The sequence below is a fragment of the uncultured Enterovirga sp. genome (assembly GCF_964242715.1).
Lineage (GTDB): Bacteria > Pseudomonadota > Alphaproteobacteria > Rhizobiales > Beijerinckiaceae > Enterovirga.
In genome coordinates this window covers 54448-80750 of the sequence record NZ_CAXTAZ010000015.1, presented here as the reverse complement: position 1 = coordinate 80750, position 26303 = coordinate 54448, and the positions used below count along the sequence as shown (strand labels likewise).

The window sequence follows — 26303 nt, the reverse complement described above, 5'->3', positions numbered from 1 at the left end:
TTCGGAGGGGCCCATCCTCGCCTCTTGCACAGCCCGAACTCAAGTCCGCTTTCTGGAAGCCAGCCTAAGTCGCCTTGTGGCGCAGGCCGGTAGTGCTCCGGCATGCTGAGCGCGATCCTGAGCTCTCCTACCTTGGAGAGTGTCATGCGTTCAGATCACGAGACCAATCGCGGACCCTGGAACCACCGCCGGATCATCGGACCGAAGCCGCCGCTTAAACCAAAGCACATCTGGGCGATTCGGACCCGGCTGCAGCACGAGGGCCGTGTTCGCGACCTCGCGATGTTCAATGCGGCGATCGACAGTAAGCTGCGGGGCTGCGACCTCGTCAAACTGCGCGTCGCGGATGTCCACTTCGGCGACTCAATCCGGCTTCGCACCATCATAGTACAGCAGAAGACCGGCAGGCCCGTACCGTTCGAGCTGACCGAACCGACACGGGAAGCGCTTGCGGCTTGGCTAAGCATCCGTAGCGTCAGGGGTAGCGACTGGCTCTTCCCCAGCCGGAGCCGCCCAGGCGATCACCTGACCACCCGTCAGTACGGTAGGTTGCTGGACGACTGGGTTGCTCTGATTGGGCTCGATCCAGCCGCGTACGGCACGCACAGCCTGCGCCGTACGAAGGTTGCGCTCGTGTACAAGCGGACCGGCAACCTGCGCGCCTGCCAACTCCTGCTCGGCCACACGAAGCTGGAGAGCACTGTCCGGTATCTCGGGATCGAGGTCGATGACGCTCTGGTCCTCTCTGAGCAGACGGACCTCTGAAGCAGACACGGCGGGACACACCCGCCGTGATCGTCAAGGGGCAAAACGGGTGGACACCGGGCGTCGGAGTTCGTTGCTGAAACGTTTAGCCTAAGGCATTCAGGAGGTGGTGCGACCGCTGCGGGTCGTCGTTGTGCGGTGAGGCGCGTGCCTGATTTCGGTCGCTACCTTCAGTCCGTCGAGGAACGAGATATAGATCTCCTACTCATGGAGGAATTCCACGTCGTTCCGTCTTTTGCGGCTTGGTTCGTGGAGAGAGCTGGCTTCGGGCCGGGAGCCGAGTTCGACGGAGCGTGGCACTCATTATGCGACGAGGACGGCGAAACCGACCTCCTGCTCCGTGTTCGTCTCGCCAATCAGAGAGTCGCAGTTCTCATCGAGAATAAGATCGCGGCTCCCGAACAAGATGAGCAGGACATGCGATATCACATCCGTGGCATTCGCGCACTGGAGGCCGGTCTCTACGACCAATTCGTCACGGCGATGGCAGCGCCGCAGCGATACCTGGACTCGCTGCCGATGACGACTGCTTACGAGCACAAGATTGCGTACGAGGCGATCAGGGACTGGTTCGTGGCTCAAGAGGGTCCGCGTGCGGCTTGGCGTCAAGCCGTTTTGGCAGAAGCGATTGAGCAGGGTCGGCGTGGTTATGTCATGAAAATTCACGCCGGCAAAACTGCGTTTCACCGTCAATACTGGGAATATCTTCGATCCAATTACCCGAACTTTATCATGGCCCCGCCCGGTCCAAAGGGTCCGAAGTCCGATTGGATGATCTTCAAGGATATTGGTTTTCCGAAACGCGTGAAGCTCGTGCACAAGAATGATCAAGGATGCATCGATCTCGAGTTTGAACGCACGCTGGCAGCGGATCTCGCGCAACGTCGGCAGCCAAACTGGCCGGAAGAGGTGCGCATCCTGCTACGTGGCAGGCGCACTGCAGAAGAGCCGAGCTTGACTCACCAACCGCCGGATCGCGCCCAAGTCGGCCGTCACATATGTCAATTCAATCTTTCGAGCTCTTAGAGCAGGGGCGCCCGACTAGCTTCGGCGTGGCGCTCTGGCGGCCCCCGGCTCCCTCTCCGGTGGCCGAGATCCCTTGCTCCTCGCCCAGTCCGGGTTTGGTTCGGCGAGGGCGTGGTCCACGCAGCTATGGATGTGCGTGTGCAGGATGGCGTTGGCCCGCTTCGCGTCGCGTGACAGCGCGCAATCGAGCAATTCGCCGTGCTCGCGCGCCGCAATTTCGCCGCGAAAGACGACCGCCACCATCTGGTACCGCAGGTATTTATCGTAGACTGTCGCGTGCGTGGCCATCAGCGCACGGGAGCCGCAGGCGGCGATCAGCGCGTGATGGAAGTCGCGGTCGCATTGCTTCCAGAGTTCGGGATCTCCGCCCGTTGCCTGGAGCATCTTCGCTTCGGTGACGGATAGCTTGTGATGGGCTGCGACCACCGAGGCTTCCCAATCGAGATCGCCGCGGGAGAAGGACTGGGTCAGGGCATGCGCTTCGATCAGAAGCCGCAACTCTGCGATCTCCCGGAACTCTTCGGGTGAGACGGGCGCAACCTCGAAGCCCCTTTGTCCTTCGGCGACGATGAGGCCCTCGGAGACGAGCCGGCTCAGCAACTCCCGCATCGTGCTGACGCTGGACCCGTATCGCTGGCTGAACGCATCGAGCCGCAGGCGCTCGCCGGGGGACAGGCGGCCGAACACGATGTCGGCCCGGATGCGCGTGTAGAGGACCTGTCCGATCGTCTCGGCGCTCTGACCTTCTCCGCCCAGATTCACCAGCGTGCCCATGCGAACTATGTCGCACTCCAAGTGGGAGGAGGCAAGCGAAACACGAACTGTCCCCCGGAATCGGAAATGCCAGATGAAATGCAGAATCTCATTGCAATCGCTGACCGCCGGTTCTAGTCGGTCAAGAAATCAAGGGAGGATGGAATGAGACGCGCATTGGCGATCGGCCTTATGTCGCTTGCGACGATGGCGGCGAGTTCGGGGCTGGCGCAGGCCCAGGACATCCAGGAGCGGACGATCCGCTGGGGCCACCTGAACAATACCGACCACCCCGTCAGCATGGGGGTGAAGAAGTTCCAGGAGATCGTCGCCCAGAAGAGCGGCGGCAAGCTGAAGGTCCGTGAATTTCCGTCGAATCAGCTTGGCAGCGAGATGCAGCAGCAATCGGCTCTGCGCGGCGGCACCCAGGAGATGCAGTCGCCGGCGACGACGTCGCTCGCCGGCATCGTCAAGGAATTCGGGCTGATCGACTTCCCGTTCATCGTCAGCACGCCAGAGCAGGCTGATGCGCTGCTCGATGGGCCGTTCGGCAAGGTGCTGCTCGACAAGCTACCCGAGAAGGACCTGATCGGCCTTGGCTACTGGGACCTCGGCTTCCGGAACGTCACCAACAGCCGTCGGCCGATCACCAAGGGTTCAGATCTCGACGGCATCAAAATCCGGGTTATCCCGAACCCCGTCTATCTGGAGACCTTCAAGGCGTTCCGGGCGAACCCAGTCCCGTTGAGCTTCACCGAGCTCTACGGCGCTTTGGAAAGCCGCACGGTCGACGGGCAGGAGAATCCCTTCTCCGTCATCCTGTCGAACAAGTTTTTCGAGGTGCAGAAGTACCTGAGTCAGACAAACCATACCTACAGCACCAACATCATTCTGGTCTCAAAGAAGTTCTGGGACAGGCTCTCGGACACCGAGAAGCGCATCCTGAACGAAGCGGCGATCGAGTCGCGCGACTACCAGCGCAAGGTCAGCCGCGAGGCCGCTGCGAAGGCCGTCGATGAGCTCAAGCAGAAGGGCATGCAGGTGAACGAGTTGGCGCCGGCCGAACTCGCCGGCATGCGCGCCACGACGAAGTCGATCGCAGAAAAGTTCTCGGCGGAATACGACCCGGCGACAGTCAAGCTCTTCGACGCCGAACTCACCCGCATTCACACGGCGAAATGAGCCGAGAGATGATCATGACCAAGCCGATCTATGTGCTGAACGGGTCGAACCTGAATCGGCTCGGCACGCGCGAGCCCACGATCTACAGCCGGACGACGCTCGCCGAAGTCGAGCAGATGTGCATCGAGGCGGCCTCAGGTGATCCGCTCGTCTTCCGGCAATCGAACAAGGAATACGAGATCATCGACTGGGTGCACGAGGCGATCGACGAGGGCTCAGCCATCATTATCAACCCGGCCGCCTTCACGTTCTACTCAATGGCCGTCATGGACTCGCTCAAGATGTTCCCGGGCCCGATCATCGAGCTGCACATCTCGAACGTCCACAAGCGCGAGCCGATGTACCACAAGTCGCTCGTCTCGGCAGTCGCAACCGCCGTGATCGCGGGCCTCGGGCCCTACGGATACGTCGTGGCCGTCCAGTCGATCCGGCACATGCTGAGCGGCCAGGCGGCCTGACCCTCCCTCTCCCGCTCGCACGAAAGCAGGCCAGATGACCTTCCTGCTCGAGGGCTATTTCAGGCTCCTGAAGCTCGCCATGGCGGGGTTGCTGGCCGTCATGGTCGTGCTCGTCTTCGGCAACGTCGTCCTGCGCTACGCCTTCAATTCCGGCATCACGGTCTCGGAGGAGCTATCGCGCTGGGCCTTCGTCTGGCTCGTCTTCCTCGGCGCCATCGTGGGGATGCGGGAACATGCGCATCTGGGTGTCGACATGCTCGTGAAGACGCTGCCGGCCTGGGGCAAGCGGGCGTGCTTCGTGGCGAGCCACGGCCTGATGCTGTTCGCGACTTGGCTCCTAACAACGGGGAGCTGGGCGCAGACCAAGATCAACTGGGACACCCGGGCGCCCGCCTCCGGCCTCTCGGAAGGCTGGGTTTACCTGGTGGGCGTGGTGTTCGGGGTGTCGGTCCTCTTCATCCTGACGGCCGATCTTATCCGTCTCACCCGCGGTCGGATGGGCGAGGACGATCTCGTCGCCATACGCGAGTCGGAGGAGCATTGATGCGCCGCGGCAGTCCGCCGGCCACTCGCCCTAGACCGGGGCGCGCCGCATGACCGTCATCGTCTTCACGGTCTCGCTGCTCGCCGCCATGGCGATCGGCATGCCGATCGCCTATGCGCTCCTGATCTGCGGCGTCGCGCTGATGTGGTACATCGACATCTTCGACGCCCAGATCATCGCCCAGAACGTAATCAACGGCGCGGATTCCTTTCCGCTCATGGCCGTGCCGTTCTTCATGCTGGCCGGCGAGATCATGAATACGGGGGGTCTCGCCAAGCGCATCGTCGACGTGGCGCTCGCTGCCTGTGGCCATATCCGTGGCGGCCTTGGCTATGTGGCGATCCTGACATCATGCATCCTGGCGTCGCTGTCAGGCTCGGCGGTCGCGGATGCGGCGGCGCTCGCTGCTCTTCTCGTCCCCATGATGGTCGCGGCCGGCCACGACAAAGCGAAATCGGCCGGGCTTGTCGCAGCGGGCGGTATCATCGCGCCGATCATCCCGCCCTCGATCGGCTTCGTGCTGTTCGGCGTTGCCGGGGGCGTCTCGATCACGAAGCTGTTCCTCGCCGGCATCGCTCCCGGGATTATGCTCGGCCTCGGCCTCTGCGTCGCCTGGTGGTGGGTGGCCCGCAACGACCAGGCCGAGAGCCTGCCGCGGCGATCGGCGCGGGAGATCCTGAAGGCCGTCCGGGACGGCTTCTGGGCGCTGATGCTGCCTTTCATCATCATCTTCGGCCTCCGCTTTGGGATCTTCACCCCCACGGAAGCCGCGGTCGTCGTCGCGGTCTATTCGCTCTTCATCGCCGTGTTCGTGTATCGCGAACTGAAGCCCACTCAGCTCCTTGGCGTCTTCGTGTCGGCCGCGCAGACGACGGCCATTGTCATGTTCCTGGTGGCCGCCGCGCTCGTCTCATCCTGGCTGATCACGGTCTCGGACATCGCGAACCAGATCGTGGGGCTGGTCCAGCCCTTCATGGGCAACAACACGATCCTGATGATCGCTCTGATGGTGATCGTCGTGATCGTCGGCACGGCGCTCGACATGACGCCGACCATCCTGATCCTGACGCCCATTTTGATGCCTATCGTAAAACAGGCTGGAATCGACCCGGTATATTTTGGCGTGCTGTTCATCATCAACAACGCTATTGGCCTGATCACGCCGCCTGTGGGCGTGGTGTTGAATGTAGTCTGCGGCGTGTCGAAGATCAGCATGGAGGACATCATCAAGGGCGTTTGGCCCTTCATGATCGCCCAATTGCTCGTTCTTCTTCTGCTCATCTTGTTTCCCGTCCTGGTCACGGGCCCGGCCCGCTGGCTTGGCGGCTAGATTCGTGGCCGAAGACAAAATTTCAGGGAGGATCCGCAATGAGAATTCTGCGTCGCCGATTGGTGCTTGGAGCTGCTCTAGGTCTTGCGCTCGCCGCGTCGACGGCTGGAGGCCATGCGCAACAGCGGACGCTGAGATTCGGATTCAGCCTCGCGAAGGATCACCCCATCGGGATCGGGGCGCAGAGGTTCTCGGATCTGGTGGCGGAGAAAACGGGCGGGCGACTCAAGATCAACATCTATCCCGGCGCGGTCTTGGGCGGGGATCCGCAGAACCTGTCGGCGATCCGCGGCGGGACGCTGGATTTCACTACGATGGCGACGGGCCTTCTCGCCGGCATCAACAAGGAGTTCATGGTCTTCGACTTTCCCTTCCTGTTCCAGAACTCGGAGGAGGCCTACGCCCTCAGCGATGGGCCTATCGCGACCGAGTTGATGGCGAAGTTGACCGAACACGGCGTGATGGGGCTCGGGATCTGAGATCTCGGCTTCCGGAACATGACGAACAGCAAGCGGCCGATCGCCAAGCCCGAAGACCTCGAGGGCCTAAAGCTACGTGTGATCGCCTCTCCCATCTACATCGAGACCTTCCGGGCTCTTGGTGCAAACCCGGTGCCGATGACCTTCGGCGAGGTCTACGGCGCGCTCGAATCCCGTGCCATCGATGGGCAGGATAATCCTGTCGCCGTGATCGAGACCGCAAAATTTGCGGAGGTCCAGAAATACCTGTCGCTGACCCGGCATCTGTATACTGGCATGCCCCTTCTCATGAGCAAGAAGACCTGGGATTCCCTGTCTCCGGAGGACCAGAACGCGGTGCGGGCGGCCGCGGACGAGGCCAAAGTCGAGGAGCGCAAGATCACTCAAGCGCACGAGCGGGACGCGATCGAGCGGCTGCGCAAGGCCATGCAGGTCAACGAGCCGACGCCCGCGGAGATCGAGCGGCTTCGCGCCAAGGTCGAACCCGTCATTCGGAAATTCGCCTCCGAGGTCGGTGAGCCGCTGTTCAACCGGGTAGGCGCTCGATGTAGCTAGACAGGATCTCGGCGTCGGCTGAACCGAGCGTTGCCGAATCTTGAGCCTCGTCGTCCATGCCGAAGGCGCGTAATAGGAGGCTGTAGGCCTGAGCCTGCGCCCGAACATCTCCCTTGATGGCTCGTGCTATCGTGGCTTTCACGAGCGCACGCTGCTTGGTTACTCGTAGACGCCGGTCGCCGTCGCGGAGCGTAAGCCGTTCAGACAACTCCTCTTCCAGATCATGCTTCAGGTTACGACGACCCTTCGGACGCCCTTTCGGATTGGCAGAAACGCCTGGCTTGAACCGAGTGTGAAGCGGTGGGCGCTTGTACCCAACCTGGTAGGTCGCTGGCGGATCGTCGTCGCGGGTCTCGTCAGCGCTCATCGCTGCCTCCTTTGAGGCTCGCGAGCTCGTCGAAGGTCGCACCAGTCGCGTGGTGGACGGCCATCAGGCCGGTTCGTTCCTGGACACGACGGATCGCCGTATCGACGTAGAACGGGTCAATTTCGATGGCAGCTGCACGTCTGCGGGTTCGTTCAGCAGATAAGATCGTTGTTCCCGATCCGACAAATGGATCTAGTACCGTGTCGCCGATCTTGGTACAGTCGAGTATAGCGTCTGCAATAAGAGCGACGGGCTTAATCGTAGGATGGTCCTTGAGGTCTGCAAGTCGCCCCTTGCGCATCGTATTTACGCCTGGGTAGCGCCAAACGTTTGTGCGATTCCGACCATGGCGGCCGAGCTCGATATTGTTGATGTGCGGTGCGTTTCCATTTTTGAAGACGGCCACGATTTCGTGTTGGGAGCGATAGAGGGAGCCAAGCCCGCCATTGTCCTTGGCCCAGATGCACATGTTTTTCAGTTCGTACAGATCTCGGGAGGCGGTCAGCAGCTCGAACATGTGCCGCCAGTCCATGAAGAGATAATGCAAGCTCCCGTCGACGCTGTGCATGCAAAGTAGCGTCATCACAGCTCGCAGGAACCCTGTGAATTGCTCCTCGCTCAATTCGCCGGCTGCCTGCATGAACGAAGGATGACGAGCCCGATTACGGCTGCTGATGTGTCCCTCCGTCCGGACATTGTAGGGGCTATCGGCTACCACGGCTCGCGCCAGCTCAGACCCGAGCAGTGCTACGTAGCTCTCCGGGTCGAGCGCGTTGCCGCACAACAGGCGGTGCGGGCCCATGACGTACAGGTCGCCGTGTTTTGAGATCGCCGGTCGGTTCCGATTGGGCTCCTCGACTGCGTCGGCTTCGTCAAATATCGATCCGTCGTCGTGATGGTTCAGCAGCAAGTCGACCTCAGCAGTGTCGAACCCTACGTCCTCAAGGTCGAAGCTGATGTCGGTGAGGCCGCGTAGCACCTTGGTGAGCCGGTCTGGATCCCAGCTGCTACCTTCGGCGATGCGGTTGTCGGCGACCATCAGGCCGCATTGCTCCGCCTCCGAAAGCCCGTCCAGTCGTATGACCGGGACCGACTCCAGTCCGAGTTCGATCGCGGCTTGATACCTGCCGTGCCCTGCGATGATGACATACAGCTCGTTGACGAGGATCGGGTTGTAGAAGCCCAAGCGGCGAATGCTGCGAGCGATCTGTCGACGCTGCTTACGGCTGTGATCTCGTGGATTGTCGGGGTGTTCGGTCAGGCGGTCTGGAGAGATGAATTCGATGGCAAGTGGGTGAGCTGGCATGGCTGCCTCCGTGGTTGGAGGCAGACCAGTTAGATCAGGGATAGAGGGCTTTCATTCCCGTTTTTCGGGCGAGGGGCCTTTCTCCAGACCTCTCATAACCCGTCGGGTGGACAGAAATCCCGGTCGTGCTCGTTGCACCCCCGTACGGTCGAGCGAAGTTCCCTGTTAGGCCACACGGGAATTTCAAGGCGGTCCAGCCTCGTGCGCTGGGCGAGACGCCGCATTCCGCTTCTCATGCTGCTCGTAGGGGCACGTCTTCCCTGTAGAGTCCCAGCTTATCAGGGAACCCAAGTTTGGAGACCGGTTCGTATGTGACTCCCTCCGCCACCACCTAAGTTGCCGTTTATGCCAAGGTTTTTAGCTTAGCCCCGGTTCTCCGAAACGCAGCAGATCGGTCCGTCAGAGCTCGACGGAGAAGACGGTCGGCTGCCATTCGGAAAAGAGGCTCGGCCTGGCAGGTGCAGGTCCGCCGGGTCGGGTTTGATCCTGAGACGAAAACTTTGCCACGAAGGGCGAAGCGGCGGCCGGGGGCGGGAGAAGGAGCACGCTCTCGATCAAGGCGATCGTTGGGCTTCGAAACGGCCCTTCAAGAATGTTGCCGTCGGGGACCTGCTGGTCCGATACGGGCAGCTGATTACCGCCAAGAAGCGGGGGTTCGGCTGTGAGCCGCCTCTTTGACGAGGCTGCGGCGGAGCATGGCGGCGTGTCCTCGGCTGCCCGTCGGGTCAGCGGCGCTGTCCGCCCTGGCCGGTCGTGGCCGCGACGGCCACGGGCTGGGCCGACAGGGTCTCGTGACGACGCTCGTGGGCGTAGCGGACGAGGGCCAGCGCCCGGTAGATGCCGTGGACGAATTTGCCATAGGGCATCGTCAGGAACAACGCGAAAACGACCCCGAGATGCACGGCCAGCAGCATGCCCATGGCGGGCGTCGCGCGCAGGACGAGAAGGAGGAGGCCGGTCAGGCTCGTGAGGAACAGCATGGCGATGAAGGCGACGTCCATGCCGAGCCGCGTCTCGTCGGTGAGGTCGGGCTCGCGCCGCCATTTCGCGGCCAGCAACCCGACCGGGCCGATCAGGAGCCCGATGCCGCCCGCGGTGCCGAGGAGGACCGGCAGGTCGTACCAGGGATAGGGCGCCTCCATGCCGAGGAGATAATGGTAGAGCGTCGCCGTCGAGGTCGAGGCAAAGCAGAGCATGAAGCCGTAGAAGGTCAGGTGGTGGTAGACGCGGCGCGGATCGGTCGGGGTCTCGTCGTCGTTCATGCAGCCGACCCCGCCGCCGTCCAGGTAGCGCAGGCGACCGGAATCCTTCACGGCCTGCCAGATCGAGGGCCAGTCCGAGAAGGTGCCGGACGGCGCGGCGATGTCGCGCCAGAACTTGCGGATCCCGAGCGAGATGGCGACGACCGCGTAGAGCGACACCGCCCCGAACAGCCCCGCCATCGCGTTGTGCGGCATCAGCTTGTAGAAGGCGCCCGGTCCCGTATGCGTGCCGAACAGGGTCGCCGGATCGTGCCACACCGCGAAGCCCATCACGAAGGCGGCGACGCCGACGGCGGCCGCCAGCGCGATGAAGAGGCCGTTCCGGGCGAAGACCCCCGCGAAGGCCCCGGGCCAGACATATTGCGCGTAGCTGTCGTTCCGGACTCGGGCCAGCACCTTCGGCACGTTCACGTCGAATTCGTGCGGCGGCGAGAACTGGCAGTCGTGATAGCAGGCCCCGCAATTGTGGCAGAGGTTGGCAAGGTAGTTGAGGTCGCCGTCCGGGAAGGCGCGCCGCATCTCCATGGCCGGGAAGACCGCGCACAGGCCCTCGCAATAGCGGCAGGAGTTGCAGACGGTCATCAGCCGGTCCGCTTCGGCGAGGGAGGCGGTCGCGTGGTTCGCGATCGAGCCCGCGGTCGCCGTGCCGCCCGCGAAACCTGTCTCAACCATGGGCCGCCTCGCTCACCGCCACGTCGCCCTGCTGTCGGTTGCCGCGTGCGAGCCGCGCCGCCTCCCGGCCCGCGATGCGGCCGAACACGGCCCCGATCGTCATGCCGATCCCGGCCGCATAGCCCTCGCCGAGGACGTTCCCGGCCATGATCTCTCCGGCTGCGAACATGTTGGCCGAGGGCCGTCCATCCGCCATCATCATGCGGGCCTCGTGGGTCACGCGCGTGCCCAGATAGGTGAAGGTGATCCCCGGCCGGACCGGGTAGGCGTAGAAAGGCGCCGCCTCGATGCGCCGGGCCCAATGCGTCTTCGGCGGGTCGAGACCCTCCGTGCGGCAATCGTCCAGGATCTTGTCGTCGAAGTTGCCCGGCCGGACCGCGGCGTTGAAGCCGTCGACGGTCGCCCGGAGCGCCTCGGGATCGAGGCCGAGCGTCTCTGCGAGGGCCTCGATCGTCGGCGCCGAGATCGGCGGGAAGAGCGAGGGCATGAACAGGTTCAGCGAGGAGGCGTCGAAGAGGATGTAGGCGATCTGGTCGGGCTGCGCGGCGACGAGCCGTCCCCAGATGGCGTAGCGTTTCGGCCAGATATCCTCGCCCTCGTCGTAGAAGCGCTGGGCATGCTTGTTCACGACGATTCCGAAGACGACGCAATCGAGGCGCGTGATGATGCCGCCGTCGTATTTCGGCGCCCGGGCGTCGATCGCGACCGCATGGCATTGGGTCGGGTCGCCGACCTCCTGCACGCCCGCGTCGAGCAGGAGGCGCAGGATCGTGCCCATGTTGTTGCGGGTGCCGCGGATGAGGAAATTCTCGGCCGCCTCGCCCCAATATTGCTTCAGCCATTCGATGTTGGATTCGAAGCCGCCCGACGCGGTCACGAGCGCCTTGGCCCGGATGCGTTCCCCGCGCACGGTGGCCGACAGGAACATGCCGTCCTCGATCTCGAGATCGGTGACCTCGGCCTCGTAGCGGACGTCGACGCCGAGCGCCTCGGCGGTGCGATAGAGCGCGTTCAGCATCGCCCGGCCGCCGCCGAGGAAGAAGGAATTCGTACGGCCGAGGCTCAGCGTGCCGCCGAGCGAGGGCTGCCAACGCACGCCCTGCTGCTCGATCCAGGTCAGCATCTGCTTCGACTCGGTGATCATGAACCGGGCGAGGTCCTGATCGGTCTTGCCCTTCGTCACCCGCATCAGGTCTTCGAAGAACTCCTCCTCCGTATACGGACCGGAGAGGCTTCCGGTCGCCGTATCGTGGGCGCACCGCATGTTGCGGGTGTGGCGCGTGTTGCCGCCCCGCCAGAAGGCGTCGGAGGCCTCCAGCACGAGCACGCGCGCTCCGTCCCGGCGCGCGCTGATGGCGGCGCAGAGCGCTGCGTTGCCGCCTCCGATCACGAGGACATCGTAGCCTGGGTCTTCCGGAACTTGCATGATGGGAGCGGACGCGCCGAGACGGACGGACACCGCCTAGCGTGACGGGCCTACAAAGGATACGAATGTATACAGACGTATTTTCCTTTGCGTCAAGTTGCTTGCCCGACCGCCGGGGTCCGGCTCGGTCGTGCGCGACGGGGCTGGTCGGGAGTTGTCGACGTTGATCACGCCAGGCGACCTCGCTGCAGACGACCAGGGTCTCCCGCTCGCGGAGCAGGTCTACCGCCGCCTGCGGGCGGAGATCCGCGCGGGCGATCTCCGGTCCGGACATCGGCTGAAGGAAATGGAGCTGGCAGCACGCCTGCGGGTCAGCCGCACCCCCATCCGCGAGGCCGTCCGCCGCCTCGTATCGGAGGGCCTCGTCGAGGTCGTGGCCGCGCGCGGCATGGCGATCACGACGCTGGATCGGCAGAAGGTTCGGGAACTCTACGCCCTGCGCGAGGCGCTCGAGGGCACCGCGGCCCGGATGGCGGCGCAACACGCCTCGCCCGGCGACCTTGCGACCATGCGGAGCATCCTCGATGCCTGGCGGGCCATGGACGACCCGGCCGAGATCGCCCGGCGCAACCGCCAGTTCCACGAGGCGATCCGCGACGCCGCCCATAACGGATACCTGGAACAGGCGCTGACCCAACTCTCGAACTCGCTGGCGCTCCTTCCGGGCACGACCTTCGAACTGCCGGGACGCGCCGCCGAGGCCCACGAGGAGCACCTCGCCATGCTCCGGGCGATCGAGGAGCGTGACAGCGATGCCGCCGACGCGAAGGCGCGCGGCCACATCGCGCAGGCCGGGCAGGCCCGCTTCCGGATCATGTTCGGGGCGGTCTGACCTCGGCATCGTCCAGCACGGCGCGCAGGGCCGGCGCCGCCCGTTCAGCGCGCCGCGCCACATCTCGTGGACGCGCTGATGCATCGTGACCGCGTCGGGGCCGAGGTCAGCATGGCGACGCCCGGACGTCCTGGTTCGCAGGGAGGCTTCGTTCGAGGGCCAGCCCGACCTCGATCCGGCCCGGCTCGTCTTCATCGACGAGACGTGGCCTCCATCAACATGGCCCGCCTGCGCGGACGCGTGCCCAACATGGCCCGCCTGCGCGGCCGCGCGCCGCGCGGCGAGCGGCTTCGGTCCGCCATCCCGCACGGTTAGCGCGCTATCCGGCAACATGGGCCGGGTCCGCTCGGTCTGACCAGGAGGCAGACCCGCTTGACCTATGGGGCCGGGTTTGCCACCCAACTTGGAAACGATCGGGGGGACGATGAACGCTCGCACCGGGCTGGAGCCGACCGCGATGTCGGTCGCCGGGTCGAACGTCATCGACAGCGCGGACCAGGTCACGCCCGTCGTGCTCGCCGCCATGTCACGCGCGCCAAGCCCCCGGTTGCGCGAGATCATGGCGTCCCTGGTTCGCCACGCTCACGACTTCGCCCGCGAGACGCGCCTGACCGAGGAGGAGTGGGAAGCCGGGATCACGTTCCTGAACCGCATCGGCAAGGCGACTCACGATCGCCACAACGAGGGGGTGCTGTTCTCGGACGCGGTCGGGTTTTCGACGCTTGTCTGTCTTCTCAACAACGGCAATGCGGGCGCGACGGAGACTGCGTCCGCGCTCCTCGGGCCGTTCTGGCGGGCGAACTCTCCCCGGACGCCGAATGGCGGCAGCATCGTGCGCTCGGAGACGCAGGGACCCGTCCTGTTCGTCGAGGCCCGCGTGACAGATCCTGGGCGCCGGCCGCTCGCGGGCGTAGAGGTGGATGTATGGCAGTCGTCCCCTGTCGGGCTCTACGAGAACCAGGATTCGGATCAGGCCGACATGAACCTGCGCGGCAAGTTCACGACCGACGAGGACGGTCGAACCAGCTTCCGTTCGGTCAAGCCGGCCGGGTACCCGGTCCCGACCGATGGGCCGGTCGGCGAACTGCTCCGCGCGCAGGGACGGCACGAATTCCGTCCCGCCCATCTGCATTTCCTGTGCTTCAAGCCGGGCATGAAGACCCTGATCACGCAGGTCTTCGTCGACGACGACGAGCGGCTGCACAGCGACGTCGTGTTCGGCGTGACGAGCCATCTGATCGGCGACTTCCGTCTGCGCGGGCCGGCAGAGCCGCCGCCGGCGCCGGACGTTTCGGGCAAGTGGTATTCGCTCCGCTGTGATTTCGTCATGGAGCCAGGCGAAGCCAAGCTCCCCGTTCCGCCGATCGCCTGAGATGACCGACTCCTATCCCCGGTCCCTGCAGGGCAAGGTCGCCCTCGTCGTTGGCGGGGCCGGCGGCGTCGGGCGGGCGACCTGCCGGCTTCTGGCCGAAGCGGGCGCGCTTTGTGCGATCAACCACAGGCCGGGCGACGACAAGGCAGGCGAAGCGCGGGCGGTCCTGGCCGAATTGGAGGGCGACGGGCATGCGGCCTTCCCGGCCGACGTCGCCGACACGACCTCGATCGAGCGATTGCGGGACGACATCCAGGAGCGGTTCGGCCGGCTGGACATCCTGGTGAACACGGCGGGGTTCACCCAGCCGGTGCCGCATGGCGAACTCGATATGCTTACCGACGAGCTGATCGACCGCCTGTTCGTCGTGAACTGGCGCGGCCAGTTCGCGACCGTGCGGGCCTTCGCGCCGATGCTGAAGGCCTCGGGCGACGGGCTGATCGTGTCGGTGTCGTCCATCGCGGGCGCGACAGGCTCCGGTTCCAGTGTCGCGTATTGCGCCGTGAAGGCCGGCATCGACGTGATGACGAAAAGCCTTGCCCGGGTGCTCGCCCCCGAGGTGCGCGTGATGGCGGTCTCTCCGGGAGTGGTTCAGACCGACTTCGTTCCCGGCCGCGGGCCCGAGCAGAATGCCAAGCTCGCGCCCTCGATCCCGATGCGGCGGGTGGCGGAGCCGGAGGACGTCGCGGCCGCGATCCTCGCCTGCGCGACCCACCTCGTCTACTCGACCGGGGGCATCATCGACGTTGACGGCGGCCGGAAGCTCGTCTGATGCGCTTGCCGCGCGATAGGGTGTTCATCACCGGCGCGCCGAAGCAAGAACGTGACGGTCGACCGCGAATACCGAAACCTGCGCTGATCCCGAGTTCTGCTAGGCGAAGAGGGCCTTCAAGGGAGCTCGATCAAGTCTCGTCGCGCACCGTATTGCGGAGAGTGCCGACCTTCTCGATCGTCACCTCGACGACGTCGCCCGGCTTCATGAATACCGGCGGATTGCGCGCGTAGCCGACGCCGGCTGGCGTGCCCGTGAGGATCACGTCGCCCGGCTCGAGCGTCATCGCTTCGGTCAGAAGCTCGACGACTTTCGCGACCGGGAAGATGAAATCCTGCGTGTTCCCGTCCTGCATGAGTGTGCCGTTCAGCATTGTCGTCAGACGGAGTCCCTGGCCGCCGTCGGGAAGCTCGTCCGGGGTGACGAGGTCGGGCCCGAAGCCACCGGTCCCGTCGAAGTTCTTGCCCATCGTCCATTGCGTCGCCTTCCGCTGGTAGTCGCGGATCGAGCCTTCGTTGAAGATCGAGTAGCCGGCGATGATGCCGTAGGCGTCGGCCTGGCTGACGTGACGCGCCCTCCGTCCCACGACGAACACGAGTTCGCCCTCGTAGTCGAAATTGTCGGAGCAGCGCGGCCGCACGAGCGGCTCGCCATGCGCGACGAGCGAGTTCGCGCCGCGCATGAACACGTCTGGATAGTCGAGCGGCTCGGCCCCGCCTTCGCGCGCATGGGCGGCGTAGTTGCGCCCGATGCAGATGATCTTGCCCGGACGCTCGATCAGGGGTCGGAATCGCAAGGAGCCTTCGTCGAGCCGGGACTGAGCCGTGACGCGTTGCGCGGCCTCGCCTGCGCGGGCGATCAGGTCCGGCCCGCCCGCGACGAGCGAGCCGACCCCGTCCGGCAAGGTCGGGTCGACGCTGCAGAGGTCGTGGACGCCATCGTCTCGCCTCAGCGCGAGCCTGTCACCAGCCGCCGTGCGAACGGAGCAATAACGCATCGGGAAGAACTCCTAGGATGGGGATTAACAAGCAGCGTCCTGTAAGGCCGTACGGTGCGCCCAGTGACGGCGCAGGACGCCTTACTGAAGCTCCCGGCGGACGATGGCGGCACCTTCGGCGAGCGAGCGCAGCTTGCCGAACGCCGTCTCGCGCGACAGGTATTTCATCCCGCAATCGGGCGCCGCCACGAGCTTATCCGCGGCCACGTATTTCAGGCCCGCGCGGATGCGGTCGGCCACGGTCTCGGGCGTCTCGACCGCCTTGTCACCGAGGCTCAGCACGCCCAGCATGATGGTCTTTCCTGCGAGATCCTTCAGGACGCCGAGATCGAGCTTCGGCTGGGCGGCCTCGATCGAGATCTGGTCGGCGATCGAATCCGCGAGCTGGGGCAGGAACGAGTAGCCGGAGGGCTTCTCGTGCACCATCGCGGCGTAGCCGAAGCAGAGATGCACGACGGTCGGGCCCTCGATGCCGTCCAAGGCACGGTTGATCGCCTTGACGCCGTAGCGTTGCGCGCCCTCGGGGCGGCCTTGAAGCCATGGCTCGTCGAGCTGGATCACATGGGCGCCGGCACGCTTCAGATCCTTGAGCTCCTCATTGACGACGGCCGCGAACGCCATCGCCATCTCCTCGTCGTCGGCATAGAACTCGTTCTTCGCCTGCTGGGCCATCGTGTACGGGCCCGGCAGGGTGATCTTGGCGCCCCGGTCCGTGTTCGTCCGCAGGAACGCGATGTCCCGCACCTCGACCGCGGCCCTTCGACGGATTGGGCCGACCACGCGCGGCACGATCGTCGGCTTTCCCGTCCGACCGATCACCTCGCCCGGATTGTCGTTGTCCACACCCTCGAGCGCTGTCGCGAACCGGTTCGAATAGCTCTCGCGCCGCATCTCGCCATCCGTGATGATGTCGATGCCGGCCCGCTCCATGTCGCGGATCGCAAGGAGCGTCGCGTCGTCCTGGGCCTGTTCGAGGTGCGGTTCGGGCACCCGCCAGATGTCGCGAGCCCGGACCCTCGGCACGAGCTTCGAGCCGAGGAGTTCCCGGTCGACGAGCCAGTCCGGCTGCGGATAGCTGCCGACCACGGTCGTCGGGATAAGGGTCGGGATCGTCATCGTTCTGGTCCTCTCGCGATGATCTGGCGGTTCTCGTCTGGCTGGACCGGGCTCCTGCCGTCGCCGACATAGGCGGCTATCGGCAGGGCGACACGCCCGCGACGGATCGGCATCAGCGAGGCCGGGATCTCCTGGCGGATCACGGCGCCGGCCTCTTCCACGCGGTCGAGGAAACGCTCGAGATCCCGCATCCCGCCACCCGGAAGGTCGTGCAGAACCAACAGGGTTTCGTCCTGGGCAGCGACTTGGTCCAAGGCTCGCTCGACCCAGCCCTCCGGCTCCCAGTCGCGCGGGATCGCGTTCCACAGGACGAGGCTGTAGCCGCTCGACACGAGGTGATCGACCGCATCGCGAGACAGGAGATGCCGGCCGATCCTGCCCTCGCCTCCGAACGGCCGGAACAGTCGATCCGGGTGGGCGAGGTCCCCGATGAGCTCTTGCGTCCGGCCTATTTCGTTCTCCGCCGCCTCCGGCTCCGAGCGAAGCCCGAGCGGCACGGAATGCGTGTAGGTGTGGTTGCCGATCCAGTGCCCTTCGGCATGAGCCCGCTCCGCGAGTGCGCGACGGCCCGGCTCGCGCAGCTTCTCGCCGACGAGGAAGAAGGTCGCCTTCAGGCCGCGTTCCGCCAGGACATCGAGCACGTAGGGCGTGACGTCGGGCTCCGGCCCATTGTCGAAGGAGAGCGTCAGGCGGCGCACGGGGCGGGTCAGGTTGCGTGCGCAGCGACGAGACCACCGGGCACCGAGCGCCGGCTCGCGCCCGCAGCAGCGCGTCCGGCGCTCCGCCAGCCGGCCGTCCGGCGCTCCACGAGCTGGACAAATCCGTCGAACGTGATGGCGAGAAACAGGACCAGGAGCACGGCCGCGAAGACGCGCGGCGAGTCGAGCACCGTGCGGTAGCTCGTGATCAGGTAGCCGATCCCGGCCGAGGAGGTCAGCATCTCGGAGACGACCACGCCCACGATCGTCAGCGCGCCGCCGATCCGGAAGCTCGACAGGACGGTCGGGATCGCGGCCGGGACCACGACCCGGAGGATGCGCTGGGGCAGCGTCGCGCCCATCGATCGGGCTGCGACCAGGAATTGCGGATCAATGGTGGCGATCCCGGCCGCCGTGCCGAGAAGGGTCGGAAAGAAGCCGTAGATGGACGCGAACGCGATCTTGGATTCCGAGCCGATCCCGAACCAGGCCGTGAACACCGGATAGAGGACGACGAGCGGGACCGCATAAAGACTGGAGACCAGCGGCAGGACGAGGCGGCCGGCCTGGGGGATGCTTCCGAGCACGGTGCCGGCCAGGATGCCGCCGCCGCAGGCGAACATCATCGAGACGGCGACCTCGCCGAGGGTCACCAGCAGATGCCGGCCATAGGTCCCGGCATCCCGCATCCCGGCCGCGATCGTCTCGCTCAGCGACGGCAGGAACAACGTCGGAATCAGCCCGAGCCGCGGCAGCGCCTCCCAGAGGACGATCAGGGTCGCGACGATCAGGTAGCGGGTCTGGGTCGGCGTGAGCCTCATCATGTCGCCCTCACGCGGCAGACCGGATCTGGCGCCAGATCCGGTCGCGCAGGCCGCCGAACAGCTCGCCGCCCAGCATCTCGTAGGTCCGCGGGCGGGGAAGCTCGACCTTGATGCGGTCGATGATGCGACCGGGTCGGGCGGACATGACCAGCACCTCGTCGGCCAGATACACGGCCTCGGTCAGCGAGTGGGTGACGAAGACCACCGTCTTCCTGGTCTCGGCCCAGATGCGCAGGAGCTCGTCGCCCATCGTCATCCGGGTCTGCTCGTCGAGCGCGGCAAAGGGCTCGTCCATCAGGAGCACCGGCGGATTCTGGACGAGGCCGCGGGCGATCGAGACGCGCTGCTTCATGCCGCCCGACAGCTCGTGCGGGAAGCGGGCCTCGAACCCGGCGAGGCCGACGAGCTGCAGCCGCTCGCGCGCCTTGTCGCGCCGCTCCGCCTTCGGCACGCGCCGGAGCGAGAGTGGGAACTCGACATTCTGCTCGGCCGTGAGCCAGGGATAGAGGCTCGGTTCCTGGAATACGACGCCGACCCGGTTCGGGTCGGGATCGGCGATGGGCCGGCCCTCGACCAGGATGCGGCCATCGGTCGGATGGCGAAGTCCGGCCATCATCATGAGCAGCGAGGATTTCCCGCAGCCGCTCGGGCCGACCAGCACGACGAACCGTCCCGGCTCGACGTCGAACGAGACGTCGTCGACGGCGGTCACGGCGTCCTGGCCCGAGCCGTAGACCTGGGTGACGCCGTCGATCCGGACGGCGGCGGACCTGAGCGGAGTTACGTTCGCCAATGTTCGCACCTCCGCTCCGCCCATCGGATCGTCTCGTTGAACAGGATCGCAAGGATCGACACGAGGATCACGCCGGCGAAAAGCTGGCGCATCTGGAAGTTCTCGCCCCATGTCGCGATCGAATGGCCGAGGCCTTCGCGGGAGGCGTACATCTCGGCCAGCATGACGCCGGTGAAGTTGAAGATCATGGCCAGCCGCACGGTCTCGAGCAGGACCGGCAGCATACAGGGCAGGTAGACCCGGCCGACGATCTGCCCCCGGGTCGCACCATACGACCGGGCGACCGTGACGTAGTCCGCCTTCACCGATTCCACCGCCGCCGCCGTCGTCATGGCGACGATGAAGACGGTGGAGACGAAGCCGTAGGCGACCTTTTGGGCGAAGCCGATGCCGAAGATCAGGATGAACATCGGCAGGAAGATCATCTTGGGGATCGAGAAGACGAAGAACAGGAGCGGCTTCAGGGTCTCGCCCCAGTAGCGGCTCTCCGAGATCAGGAGTCCGATCGCGGCACCGGTCGGCAGCCCGATCAGGAAGGCGACCGCCATCTCGCTGCCGGTGACAAGCATGTCGTTATGCAGGCGCGACCGCCCCAGCATGTCCCAGAGCGTCGCGATGGCGTCGCTCGCCGGAGGCAGGAGCCGCGGGTTCACGGCTCCCGTGCGCGACAGGACCTCCCAGAGTCCGAACGCGCCCGCCACGAGGGCGAAGCGCGCCAGCGCGAACCTCTGCCGCTCGGAGAGGCCCATGTCAGGCCTTCGTCGGGACCGGTTTGAAGGACGTGGTGAAGATGTCGTCGAGCGGCGCCATGTCGATCGGCCCGGAGAGCTGCGCGAGCTCGAGCGAGCGCTGGATCTCGCCGCGATCCATGCGGCCGTCCGGCACGAGCTGGAGCGTGGTGCCCTCGTATTCGAGCGCCGCGATCTCGGCCGGGATCTCGTTCGTCTCGGCGATCAGCTTGATCGCTTCGCTCCGGTTCGCCCTGAGCCAGGCGAGGCCGCCATAAAGGGCGTTCAGCCCCTTCTGGACGAGCTGCGGATTGCTCGCGATCAGGCGGTCCGGCGCGATCCAGCCGGAAGTGAGGTTCGCCGGCACCTCTTTGGTGTAGTCGATGAGGGAGCGCGCCTCGCCCGACTTCATCAGCTGGAAGCTGAGCGGCGAGTACAGCACGATGGCGTCGACATTGCCGGAGAGGAGATTAGGCACGAGCCCGCCCCCGCCGAGCGGCACCTTCGTGAATTGGACCTTGCGGTCGGCCATGGTCCAGACGGCGAGAATGTCCGAACCCGAGCCGGCCGAGGTGATCCCGACTTTCTTGCCCTGGAGGTCCGCAACCTTCTGGATCGGCGACTTCGCCGGGACGACCAGGAACCAGCCGAGATTGGCGGTCGAGCCTCCCGCCACCAGCTTCGAGGCGACGCCGCGCTTGCGGCCGGTCGCGACGAGGGAGGGCGGGTCGAGGATCAGGTCGGCGGCGCCGGCCGCCATGGCCTCGAAGGTCTCGGCCCCACCGCGATAGATCGTGAGTTCCGCGGAGAGGCCCTCCTTCTCGTAGAGCTTGGCGACCTTGGCCGCCTCGGCCACGATGGTCGGCCAATAGGTCTTGGTCGGGAGGCCGATGCGGATCCGCTCGGCGGCGCGCGCGCCGCTCCCGATCAACAGGGTGGAGGCCGCGGCGCTTCCGACCAGGAAACGACGGCGCGCGATCGGCGTGCTTGTCTCGCTCACATCTTCCTCCCGTTGGTTCCGGTCGCTCTGCGGCGACCTTCACTGCTGATGATCGCGGTCAGGCGGCGAGGGGCTCCCGAAGGAGAGCTACGTCCGCCGCCAGGATGATATCCGTCGTGCGCTGGAAATGTTCGGCGAGCGCCGCCAAGGCGGCACTCTCGTCGCGCGCGAGCGCTGCCTCCATCAGCCGAAGATGCTCGGCCTCCACATCGCGCTCGCGTGTCTCGAGCGGGATCGACAGGCGGCGGTAGCGCTCCGACTGCTCGTAGAGGACATGCCTCAGCCTGAGGAGCCACGCCGACCCGCATGCGCCGACCAGGGCCTGATGAAAGCGTCGGTGCTGACTGGCCCAGGCCTCGTTGTGCCGTTCTGGCTGTTCGGCACCGAGCCGCGGCAGGACGCTGAGCGCGGCGAACGCCGATTCGACCGCGGCCTCCCATTCGGGTCCGCCCTCGGCCATCGCTCGCCTGAGCGCGAGACCCTCGATTTCGATCCTCGTGCGGGTCAGGTCCCTGAGATCAGCGCTGGAGACGGGACTGACCCGGAACCCGCGCTGGTCGAGTGATTGCACGATCCCGTCCGTGACGAGCCGCGACAGCGCTTCCCGGACCGCTGCAAGGCTGACAGAAAATCGCTTGGCCAGAATGGCGATGTGCAGCTTCTGCCCAGGCAGGAGCACGGCCGTCAGGATCTCACCACGCAGTCGCTCGGCGATCGCGGATGCGAGCGTGCGAGGCAGGCGCTGCCCGTCGCATGTGTCGAGGTGAATGCCGATCGAACTTGGCATCTCACGAACCTACGCACGTCCAGTCCGCCACGCAAACGAAAATCGATTTTATCCGATCGTGAGGGATGGGACCGAGATTCTCGCACGGCAGTTGCTGCGACACGAAGCTGGCCCGCTCTCGGTCTAATGCTGCGAGCGGGCGGTCGCGTTCCCGGCATAGGCCCACATCGCCGTGTGAGGCAGCGTGATCGGCACCTCGCTCCCGGGGTGGAAGCGGATCTCCGTTGAAAGTTCGAGGACCTCGATCCGGCCACCAAAGACGGACAGGTCGTAGATCGTCTGCGTACCGTGGTAGCGGCAGTCGACGACATTCGCGGTGAAGCTGTTGATCGCGTCGCTCGCCCCGAGACGCACCGCTTCGGGGCGGAAGGCTATCGTCGCTGGGGAACCCGCGGCGATCGTCGCAGGAAACGTTGCGCGCAGCCGTGCGCCGGACGTCGTCTCGACGATCCCCTCGTGGCCGGAACACTCGATGACCTTGCCGTCGATCTCATTCGAGGCGCCCGTGAAATTCGCGACGAAGAGGTCGGCCGGCTGATTGTAAATGTCCCGAGGCGACGCGAGCTGAAGCATCAACCCGTCTCGCATGACGCCGATGCGATCGCCGAGGACCACGGCCTCGGCCTGGTCGTGCGTGACGTAGATCGCCGTGACATTCGTCCTCTTGATGATGCGCCGAAGGTCGTCGCGCAGGCGCAGGCGCAGCTTCGCGTCCAGGTTCGACAATGGCTCGTCGAGCAGGAGGAGGCGGGGCTGGTAGACGAGGCTGCGTGCCAGCGCGACGCGCTGCATCTGGCCGCCCGAGAGCGCGACCACCGGCCGTTCGGCATATTCCGACAGCCCGACGATCTCGAGCGCCTCGTCGACCTTTGCCTTGGCCTCGCCGCGAGGCGTCTTCCGGTGCTTGAGCGGAAAGGCCACGTTCTGCCGAACCGTCATGTGAGGCCAGACCGCGTAGGACTGGAAGACCATCCCGATGTTGCGGTGGCGCGGGGGCATCAGGACGCCGCGCGCCGGCGCCGAGACGATGTCGCGACCGATCGAGATCGTGCCGGACGTCGGATGTTCGAGGCCCGCGACGCAGCGGAGCGTCGTCGTCTTGCCGCAGCCGGAGGGACCGAGCAGCACCACGATCTCACCGGCCGCGACCGTGAAGCTCACGTCGTCGATGGCTGGGCGGCCGACCGAGAAGACCTTGCGCAGATTCTCGACTCTGAGTTCTTCGGACATCGGTCTCCGCTCGGCCGCCGAGGAATATGCCGTAGGTGTCTACAAAAACGAGGCGGCCGGACAGGCCATCATGATGGGACGCGACGAATGCCACGGCCGCACGCGTCACGGATCACGCCTTCATTGCCGATAGCCGTATGTCTTGTTCCACTCCTCGACCCACGCGTCGCGGTTCTTCACATAGCGTTCGAAGTTCGGCACCCAGAGCTTGACCTTTTCGGGATCATATCCCGGTGGATTGACGGGCGGCTTCTTGAGACCTGTCAGGTTGCCCTGCTGCTTGATCATGAAGCTCTGACCCTCCTCGGAGAGGAGCCAGTTCATGAACAGCTTTGCGGCGTTCGGACTGGCGGAAGCCCTCGTGATCCCTGCCGCGTAGGGATTCACCGGAACGCCCTCCGGTGGAAAGACAATCTCTACGGGTGCCCCGTCTCGCTTCTTCACATAGATGATGTTGTAGAGGAGTGGCGCGATCGCGACTTCGCCGCGCACCACGGCGTCCGAGGTCGGCGCGCCGGACGGATAGAGCATCGGTGTCGTCGCGGCCTGCTTCTTCCAGTAATCTTCGCCGAGCACTTCGCGCTCGAACATGATGCGCGTCCAGGTTGTCCCGCCGGACGGTCCGATCACCTGGCCGATCTGCTTGTTCCCGTATTCAGATTTCGTGAGATCCGCCCAGGATTTCGGCGGGTTCTTCACGAGCTCGGTGTTGTACGCTATGGCCCACCCGAGCGTCGCGGTCGGCCAGAACTTGGGCGAGACGAGGAGATCTTCCCGGTAATCCTTCGCGTTCGGCGGCGCGTAATCCTGGAACAGATCCTCGATGCCGATCATCAGACCACGATCGGAATGCTTGACGATGTCGGCCAGCAGCTTGCCCGCGGCCGCCTCCGTCCTGATCCGCGTGATCAGCTGGCCGCCCGGAGCGCGCACGATTTCGACCCGGACGAAGGGGAAGCGCTTGTTGAACTCCTTGATGGCCTCCTGTTCGGTCTCGAGGAAGTCGGCCGTGTAATAGACGACCTTTCCTTCCTTCTTCGCAGCCTCGATCAGCTCGGGCGGCCCGAACTGTGCCTGGGCGGCCGCCGGTGTTGCGGCCAGGGCCAGGGCCAGCGACGCCCCTGCGCCTGCGAGAACTTGTCGACGATCGAGCTGCACAGTGTTTCTCCCGTTGGACATTGTTGTTGTCAGCCAGCGCGGCCGATGCTGGAACTGCCCCCGCCACTCCAGGACAGGAGGTTCGCGACGCTGATCAGACCTGCGAGGAGGACGATCTGCACGATGCTGAACGCGGCCGTGATGCCGACATTGCCGCCCTCGTAATAGTCCAGGAGGAGGACGGCCATGACCATCGACTCGCTGGTGTAGAGGAAGAGCGAGGAGCCGAGCTCCCGCACGGCCAGGATGAATAGGAGCGTCATCGCGGCGACGACGCCGGGGCGCGCCAGCGGCAGCACGATCGTCCGGATGGTGCCGAGCACGCTCTTGCCGCAGATCCAGGCTGCTTCTTCCAGCTCCCGGTGGATCTGCATCAGCGAGGTCGAGAGCGCCTTGACCGTGTCCGGCATGAAACGGGCGATGAAGGCGAGCGAGAGGATCCACATCGTGCCGTAGAGGCCGCCCGGAAGACCGATCCAGGCCCAGAGATACGCGACGCCGACGACGAGGCCCGGGATCGCGACCGGTAGCGTCGTGATGAGATCGATCGTCCGCCGGGCCGGCATCTGCGTGCGGTTCACCGTATAGCTGATTGCGAAGGCGAGCATGCCGCCGAAGATCGCGGTTACGAAGCCGACCTCCATCGTGTTCACGATCGAGCGGGTCGTCAGCGGGTTGTCGAACAGCTTCTCGTAATGAATGAACGAGTATTGCTGCAGGTTGATGAGGGCCTGGAAGTCCCGGATGAACAGGAATCGCCGCGTTGACGCGATGATCAGCGCCAGCATCGGCAGGATCACGACGATGGAAATATAGACGAGCGCGAGCGCAAGGGTCAGCCAGCGCCAAGGACCGAGATCGAGCGACCGCGGCCGGAAGGCCTTGCCGGCGACTGTCGTGTAGCTGCGCCCGGAGAGGACCTTCTGTTGCAGCCAGACGAGGAAGCCGGTCACGACCATGAGCAGGATGGCGACGGCGGCCGCGGTCGAATAGAGCGGCGGCGACCAGTTGGTCAGCTTGAAGATGTAGGTCGTCAGGACGGGAATGTCGCCCGGCGTGCCGAGGACGGCCGGGATTCCGTAGATGCCGAGCATCACGACGAATGACAGCAGCATGCCGGAGATGATGGCCGGCATGATCAGCGGGAAGGTCACCGTGAAGAGCGTCGAGAACGCGCTAGCGCCGGACACTTCGGCGGCTTCCTCCAGAGCCGGATCCATGTTCCGCAGCGCGGAGGCGGTGAACATGTACACGTAGGGCGCGTAGTAGATCCCGAAGATCACGACCAGCCCGGTCATCGTATAGACGTCGAAGCGGAATCCGATATCCAGGCTTTTCAGCGGGAGATTGAGCAGTCCGGTCTTCGGCGAGGCGAGGATGGCCCAGGCGACGCCGCCGACCAGAGGCGGCACGAAGAGGGGCAGCATGCTGGCGGAGGCAATGAAGCGCTTGCACGGCGTGTTCGTGCGCACGACGATCCACGAGAAGGTGAGGCCGATGACGACGGCGAGCGCGGTGCCGCCACCACAGGCGATCAGCGAGTTCCCGAGCGCTCGATGAACGTTCGAATTTCCCATCACTTCGGTGAAGTTCGACAACGACAGCTGGAACTTCGAGAAGCCGTCCACGACCGGATTGGCGTTGGTGACGGCCCCGAGCAGCAGCATCGCGACGGGATAGAGGACCAGGAAGGTCAGGATCGACAGAAGTGTCCCGGACCAAAGCCAGCGCAAGGCCGAGCGTGTCCTCGCGCCACGGCCGGCATCGCGCACGGACAGCGCATAGGTATGCTCGACGCCTAACGCATCGACAGCCAACGGACGTCCTCCCGAGCGCGCGGTTCAGCCGCGATGCGTCTTGACCGATGCGTA

25 protein-coding genes and 2 pseudogenes are annotated in these 26303 nt (G+C 65.1%); 11 read left to right on the top strand and 16 right to left on the bottom strand.

The window, feature by feature from the left end; all coding sequences use genetic code 11:
• Positions 1-144: 144 nt before the first annotated feature.
• Together ACFE87_RS10040 and ACFE87_RS10035 are read left to right on the top strand one after the other, a co-directional pair.
• Positions 145-765 (top strand): tyrosine-type recombinase/integrase, encoded by a 621-nt coding sequence (locus ACFE87_RS10040; RefSeq protein WP_375459484.1) that lies wholly within the window; start codon positions 145-147, stop codon positions 763-765.
• Between the two features lie 147 nt (positions 766-912).
• Entirely contained in the window at positions 913-1791 is an 879-nt protein-coding gene (locus tag ACFE87_RS10035) for a hypothetical protein (RefSeq protein ID WP_375459483.1), read from the top strand.
• 15 nt (positions 1792-1806) lie between these two features.
• On the opposite strand, the gene ACFE87_RS10030 is transcribed toward ACFE87_RS10035, so the two are convergent.
• The gene (locus tag ACFE87_RS10030) at positions 1807-2565 is read right to left on the bottom strand and encodes a GntR family transcriptional regulator (protein WP_375459482.1); all 759 of its coding nucleotides are present in this window, start codon (positions 2563-2565) and stop codon (positions 1807-1809) included.
• A gap of 171 nt (positions 2566-2736) precedes the next feature.
• Between ACFE87_RS10030 and ACFE87_RS10025 the strand changes: the two genes are divergently transcribed.
• The 5 genes and pseudogenes from ACFE87_RS10025 (at position 2737) to ACFE87_RS10005 (ending at position 7092) form a co-directional block, all read left to right on the top strand.
• Entirely contained in the window at positions 2737-3726 is a 990-nt protein-coding gene (locus ACFE87_RS10025) for a TRAP transporter substrate-binding protein (protein WP_375459498.1), read from the top strand.
• 14 nt (positions 3727-3740) lie between these two features.
• Entirely contained in the window at positions 3741-4184 is a 444-nt protein-coding gene (locus ACFE87_RS10020) for a type II 3-dehydroquinate dehydratase (RefSeq protein ID WP_375459481.1), read from the top strand.
• 34 nt (positions 4185-4218) lie between these two features.
• Positions 4219-4728, top strand: coding sequence for a TRAP transporter small permease (locus ACFE87_RS10015; protein ID WP_375459480.1), 510 nt, complete (start codon positions 4219-4221; stop codon positions 4726-4728).
• A gap of 49 nt (positions 4729-4777) precedes the next feature.
• Positions 4778-6058: a TRAP transporter large permease subunit gene (locus ACFE87_RS10010; RefSeq protein ID WP_375459479.1), complete on the top strand. Its 1281-nt coding sequence runs from the start codon at positions 4778-4780 to the stop codon at positions 6056-6058.
• Between the two features lie 38 nt (positions 6059-6096).
• Positions 6097-7092: pseudogene (locus tag ACFE87_RS10005) on the top strand (TRAP transporter substrate-binding protein).
• Here the strand turns inward: ACFE87_RS10005 and ACFE87_RS10000 are convergent.
• From ACFE87_RS10000 to tcuA, 4 genes are all read right to left on the bottom strand, one after another.
• Entirely contained in the window at positions 7064-7459 is a 396-nt protein-coding gene (locus ACFE87_RS10000) for a DUF5681 domain-containing protein (RefSeq protein WP_375459478.1), read from the bottom strand. The pseudogene ACFE87_RS10005 and the gene ACFE87_RS10000 sit on opposite strands and share 29 nt — an antisense overlap.
• Complete coding sequence (locus tag ACFE87_RS09995; protein WP_375459477.1) at positions 7449-8765, bottom strand: site-specific DNA-methyltransferase; 1317 nt, start codon at positions 8763-8765, stop codon at positions 7449-7451. Before ACFE87_RS09995 ends, ACFE87_RS10000 begins: the two co-directional genes overlap by 11 nt.
• A 725-nt stretch (positions 8766-9490) precedes the next feature.
• A complete protein-coding gene (gene tcuB / locus ACFE87_RS09990; RefSeq protein ID WP_375459476.1) occupies positions 9491-10699 on the bottom strand; it encodes a tricarballylate utilization 4Fe-4S protein TcuB in 1209 nt (402 codons plus the stop codon).
• Positions 10692-12125 carry an FAD-dependent tricarballylate dehydrogenase TcuA gene (gene tcuA / locus ACFE87_RS09985; RefSeq protein WP_375459475.1) on the bottom strand — a complete coding sequence of 478 codons (1434 nt, stop codon included), beginning with the start codon at positions 12123-12125 and terminating at the stop codon, positions 10692-10694. The genes tcuB and tcuA overlap by 8 nt, the downstream gene beginning before the upstream one ends.
• 163 nt (positions 12126-12288) lie before the next feature.
• Here tcuA and ACFE87_RS09980 point away from each other — a divergent pair, with 163 nt between their 5' ends.
• The 4 genes and pseudogenes from ACFE87_RS09980 (at position 12289) to ACFE87_RS09965 (ending at position 15101) form a co-directional block, all read left to right on the top strand.
• Positions 12289-12957: a GntR family transcriptional regulator gene (locus ACFE87_RS09980; RefSeq protein ID WP_375459474.1), complete on the top strand. Its 669-nt coding sequence runs from the start codon at positions 12289-12291 to the stop codon at positions 12955-12957.
• A gap of 118 nt (positions 12958-13075) precedes the next feature.
• Positions 13076-13269 (top strand): annotated as a pseudogene (locus tag ACFE87_RS09975) (hypothetical protein); the annotation flags it as partial.
• A gap of 112 nt (positions 13270-13381) precedes the next feature.
• Positions 13382-14329: a dioxygenase gene (locus ACFE87_RS09970; protein ID WP_375459473.1), complete on the top strand. Its 948-nt coding sequence runs from the start codon at positions 13382-13384 to the stop codon at positions 14327-14329.
• A 1-nt stretch (position 14330) separates the two neighbouring features.
• The gene (locus ACFE87_RS09965; protein WP_375459472.1) at positions 14331-15101 is read left to right on the top strand and encodes an SDR family NAD(P)-dependent oxidoreductase; all 771 of its coding nucleotides are present in this window, start codon (positions 14331-14333) and stop codon (positions 15099-15101) included.
• A gap of 130 nt (positions 15102-15231) precedes the next feature.
• Here ACFE87_RS09965 and ACFE87_RS09960 read toward each other — a convergent pair whose 3' ends face one another.
• From ACFE87_RS09960 to ACFE87_RS09910, 11 genes are all read right to left on the bottom strand, one after another.
• Positions 15232-16098, bottom strand: a complete 867-nt coding sequence (locus ACFE87_RS09960; RefSeq protein ID WP_375459471.1) for a fumarylacetoacetate hydrolase family protein — start codon at positions 16096-16098, stop codon at positions 15232-15234.
• A gap of 81 nt (positions 16099-16179) precedes the next feature.
• Entirely contained in the window at positions 16180-17214 is a 1035-nt protein-coding gene (locus tag ACFE87_RS09955) for a 5-methyltetrahydropteroyltriglutamate--homocysteine methyltransferase (protein ID WP_375459470.1), read from the bottom strand.
• Positions 17211-17912: a polysaccharide deacetylase family protein gene (locus ACFE87_RS09950; RefSeq protein WP_375459469.1), complete on the bottom strand. Its 702-nt coding sequence runs from the start codon at positions 17910-17912 to the stop codon at positions 17211-17213. Before ACFE87_RS09950 ends, ACFE87_RS09955 begins: the two co-directional genes overlap by 4 nt.
• 8 nt (positions 17913-17920) lie before the next feature.
• Positions 17921-18736 carry an ABC transporter permease gene (locus ACFE87_RS09945; RefSeq protein WP_375459468.1) on the bottom strand — a complete coding sequence of 272 codons (816 nt, stop codon included), beginning with the start codon at positions 18734-18736 and terminating at the stop codon, positions 17921-17923.
• 7 nt (positions 18737-18743) lie between these two features.
• Positions 18744-19553: an ABC transporter ATP-binding protein gene (locus ACFE87_RS09940; RefSeq protein ID WP_375459467.1), complete on the bottom strand. Its 810-nt coding sequence runs from the start codon at positions 19551-19553 to the stop codon at positions 18744-18746.
• The gene (locus ACFE87_RS09935; RefSeq protein WP_375459466.1) at positions 19517-20278 is read right to left on the bottom strand and encodes an ABC transporter permease; all 762 of its coding nucleotides are present in this window, start codon (positions 20276-20278) and stop codon (positions 19517-19519) included. Before ACFE87_RS09935 ends, ACFE87_RS09940 begins: the two co-directional genes overlap by 37 nt.
• A 1-nt stretch (position 20279) precedes the next feature.
• Complete coding sequence (locus ACFE87_RS09930) at positions 20280-21257, bottom strand: ABC transporter substrate-binding protein (RefSeq protein ID WP_375459465.1); 978 nt, start codon at positions 21255-21257, stop codon at positions 20280-20282.
• Positions 21258-21315: 58 nt separating this feature from the next.
• Positions 21316-22044 carry a GntR family transcriptional regulator gene (locus ACFE87_RS09925; protein ID WP_375459464.1) on the bottom strand — a complete coding sequence of 243 codons (729 nt, stop codon included), beginning with the start codon at positions 22042-22044 and terminating at the stop codon, positions 21316-21318.
• 123 nt (positions 22045-22167) lie between these two features.
• Positions 22168-23274 carry an ABC transporter ATP-binding protein gene (locus tag ACFE87_RS09920; RefSeq protein ID WP_375459463.1) on the bottom strand — a complete coding sequence of 369 codons (1107 nt, stop codon included), beginning with the start codon at positions 23272-23274 and terminating at the stop codon, positions 22168-22170.
• Between the two features lie 120 nt (positions 23275-23394).
• A complete protein-coding gene (locus ACFE87_RS09915) occupies positions 23395-24432 on the bottom strand; it encodes an ABC transporter substrate-binding protein (protein ID WP_375459462.1) in 1038 nt (345 codons plus the stop codon).
• Between the two features lie 29 nt (positions 24433-24461).
• A complete protein-coding gene (locus ACFE87_RS09910) occupies positions 24462-26249 on the bottom strand; it encodes an ABC transporter permease (protein WP_375459461.1) in 1788 nt (595 codons plus the stop codon).
• Between the last annotated feature and the right edge of the window lie 54 nt (positions 26250-26303).

Bases quoted from the DNA above. Each gene is read 5' to 3' on its own strand.
- ACFE87_RS10040 (WP_375459484.1), top strand. From the start codon at position 145: ATGCGTTCAGATCACGAGACCAATCGCGGACCCTGGAACCACCGCCGG.
- ACFE87_RS10030 (WP_375459482.1), bottom strand. From the start codon at position 2,565: ATGGGCACGCTGGTGAATCTGGGCGGAGAAGGTCAGAGCGCCGAGACG.
- ACFE87_RS10025 (WP_375459498.1), top strand. From the start codon at position 2,737: ATGTCGCTTGCGACGATGGCGGCGAGTTCGGGGCTGGCGCAGGCCCAG.
- ACFE87_RS10020 (WP_375459481.1), top strand. From the start codon at position 3,741: ATGACCAAGCCGATCTATGTGCTGAACGGGTCGAACCTGAATCGGCTC.
- ACFE87_RS10015 (WP_375459480.1), top strand. From the start codon at position 4,219: ATGACCTTCCTGCTCGAGGGCTATTTCAGGCTCCTGAAGCTCGCCATG.
- ACFE87_RS10010 (WP_375459479.1), top strand. From the start codon at position 4,778: ATGACCGTCATCGTCTTCACGGTCTCGCTGCTCGCCGCCATGGCGATC.
- ACFE87_RS10000 (WP_375459478.1), bottom strand. From the start codon at position 7,459: ATGAGCGCTGACGAGACCCGCGACGACGATCCGCCAGCGACCTACCAG.
- ACFE87_RS09995 (WP_375459477.1), bottom strand. From the start codon at position 8,765: ATGCCAGCTCACCCACTTGCCATCGAATTCATCTCTCCAGACCGCCTG.
- tcuB (WP_375459476.1), bottom strand. From the start codon at position 10,699: ATGGTTGAGACAGGTTTCGCGGGCGGCACGGCGACCGCGGGCTCGATC.
- tcuA (WP_375459475.1), bottom strand. From the start codon at position 12,125: ATGCAAGTTCCGGAAGACCCAGGCTACGATGTCCTCGTGATCGGAGGC.
- ACFE87_RS09970 (WP_375459473.1), top strand. From the start codon at position 13,382: ATGAACGCTCGCACCGGGCTGGAGCCGACCGCGATGTCGGTCGCCGGG.
- ACFE87_RS09965 (WP_375459472.1), top strand. From the start codon at position 14,331: ATGACCGACTCCTATCCCCGGTCCCTGCAGGGCAAGGTCGCCCTCGTC.
- ACFE87_RS09960 (WP_375459471.1), bottom strand. From the start codon at position 16,098: ATGCGTTATTGCTCCGTTCGCACGGCGGCTGGTGACAGGCTCGCGCTG.
- ACFE87_RS09955 (WP_375459470.1), bottom strand. From the start codon at position 17,214: ATGACGATCCCGACCCTTATCCCGACGACCGTGGTCGGCAGCTATCCG.
- ACFE87_RS09945 (WP_375459468.1), bottom strand. From the start codon at position 18,736: ATGATGAGGCTCACGCCGACCCAGACCCGCTACCTGATCGTCGCGACC.
- ACFE87_RS09940 (WP_375459467.1), bottom strand. From the start codon at position 19,553: ATGGGCGGAGCGGAGGTGCGAACATTGGCGAACGTAACTCCGCTCAGG.
- ACFE87_RS09935 (WP_375459466.1), bottom strand. From the start codon at position 20,278: ATGGGCCTCTCCGAGCGGCAGAGGTTCGCGCTGGCGCGCTTCGCCCTC.
- ACFE87_RS09925 (WP_375459464.1), bottom strand. From the start codon at position 22,044: ATGCCAAGTTCGATCGGCATTCACCTCGACACATGCGACGGGCAGCGC.
- ACFE87_RS09920 (WP_375459463.1), bottom strand. From the start codon at position 23,274: ATGTCCGAAGAACTCAGAGTCGAGAATCTGCGCAAGGTCTTCTCGGTC.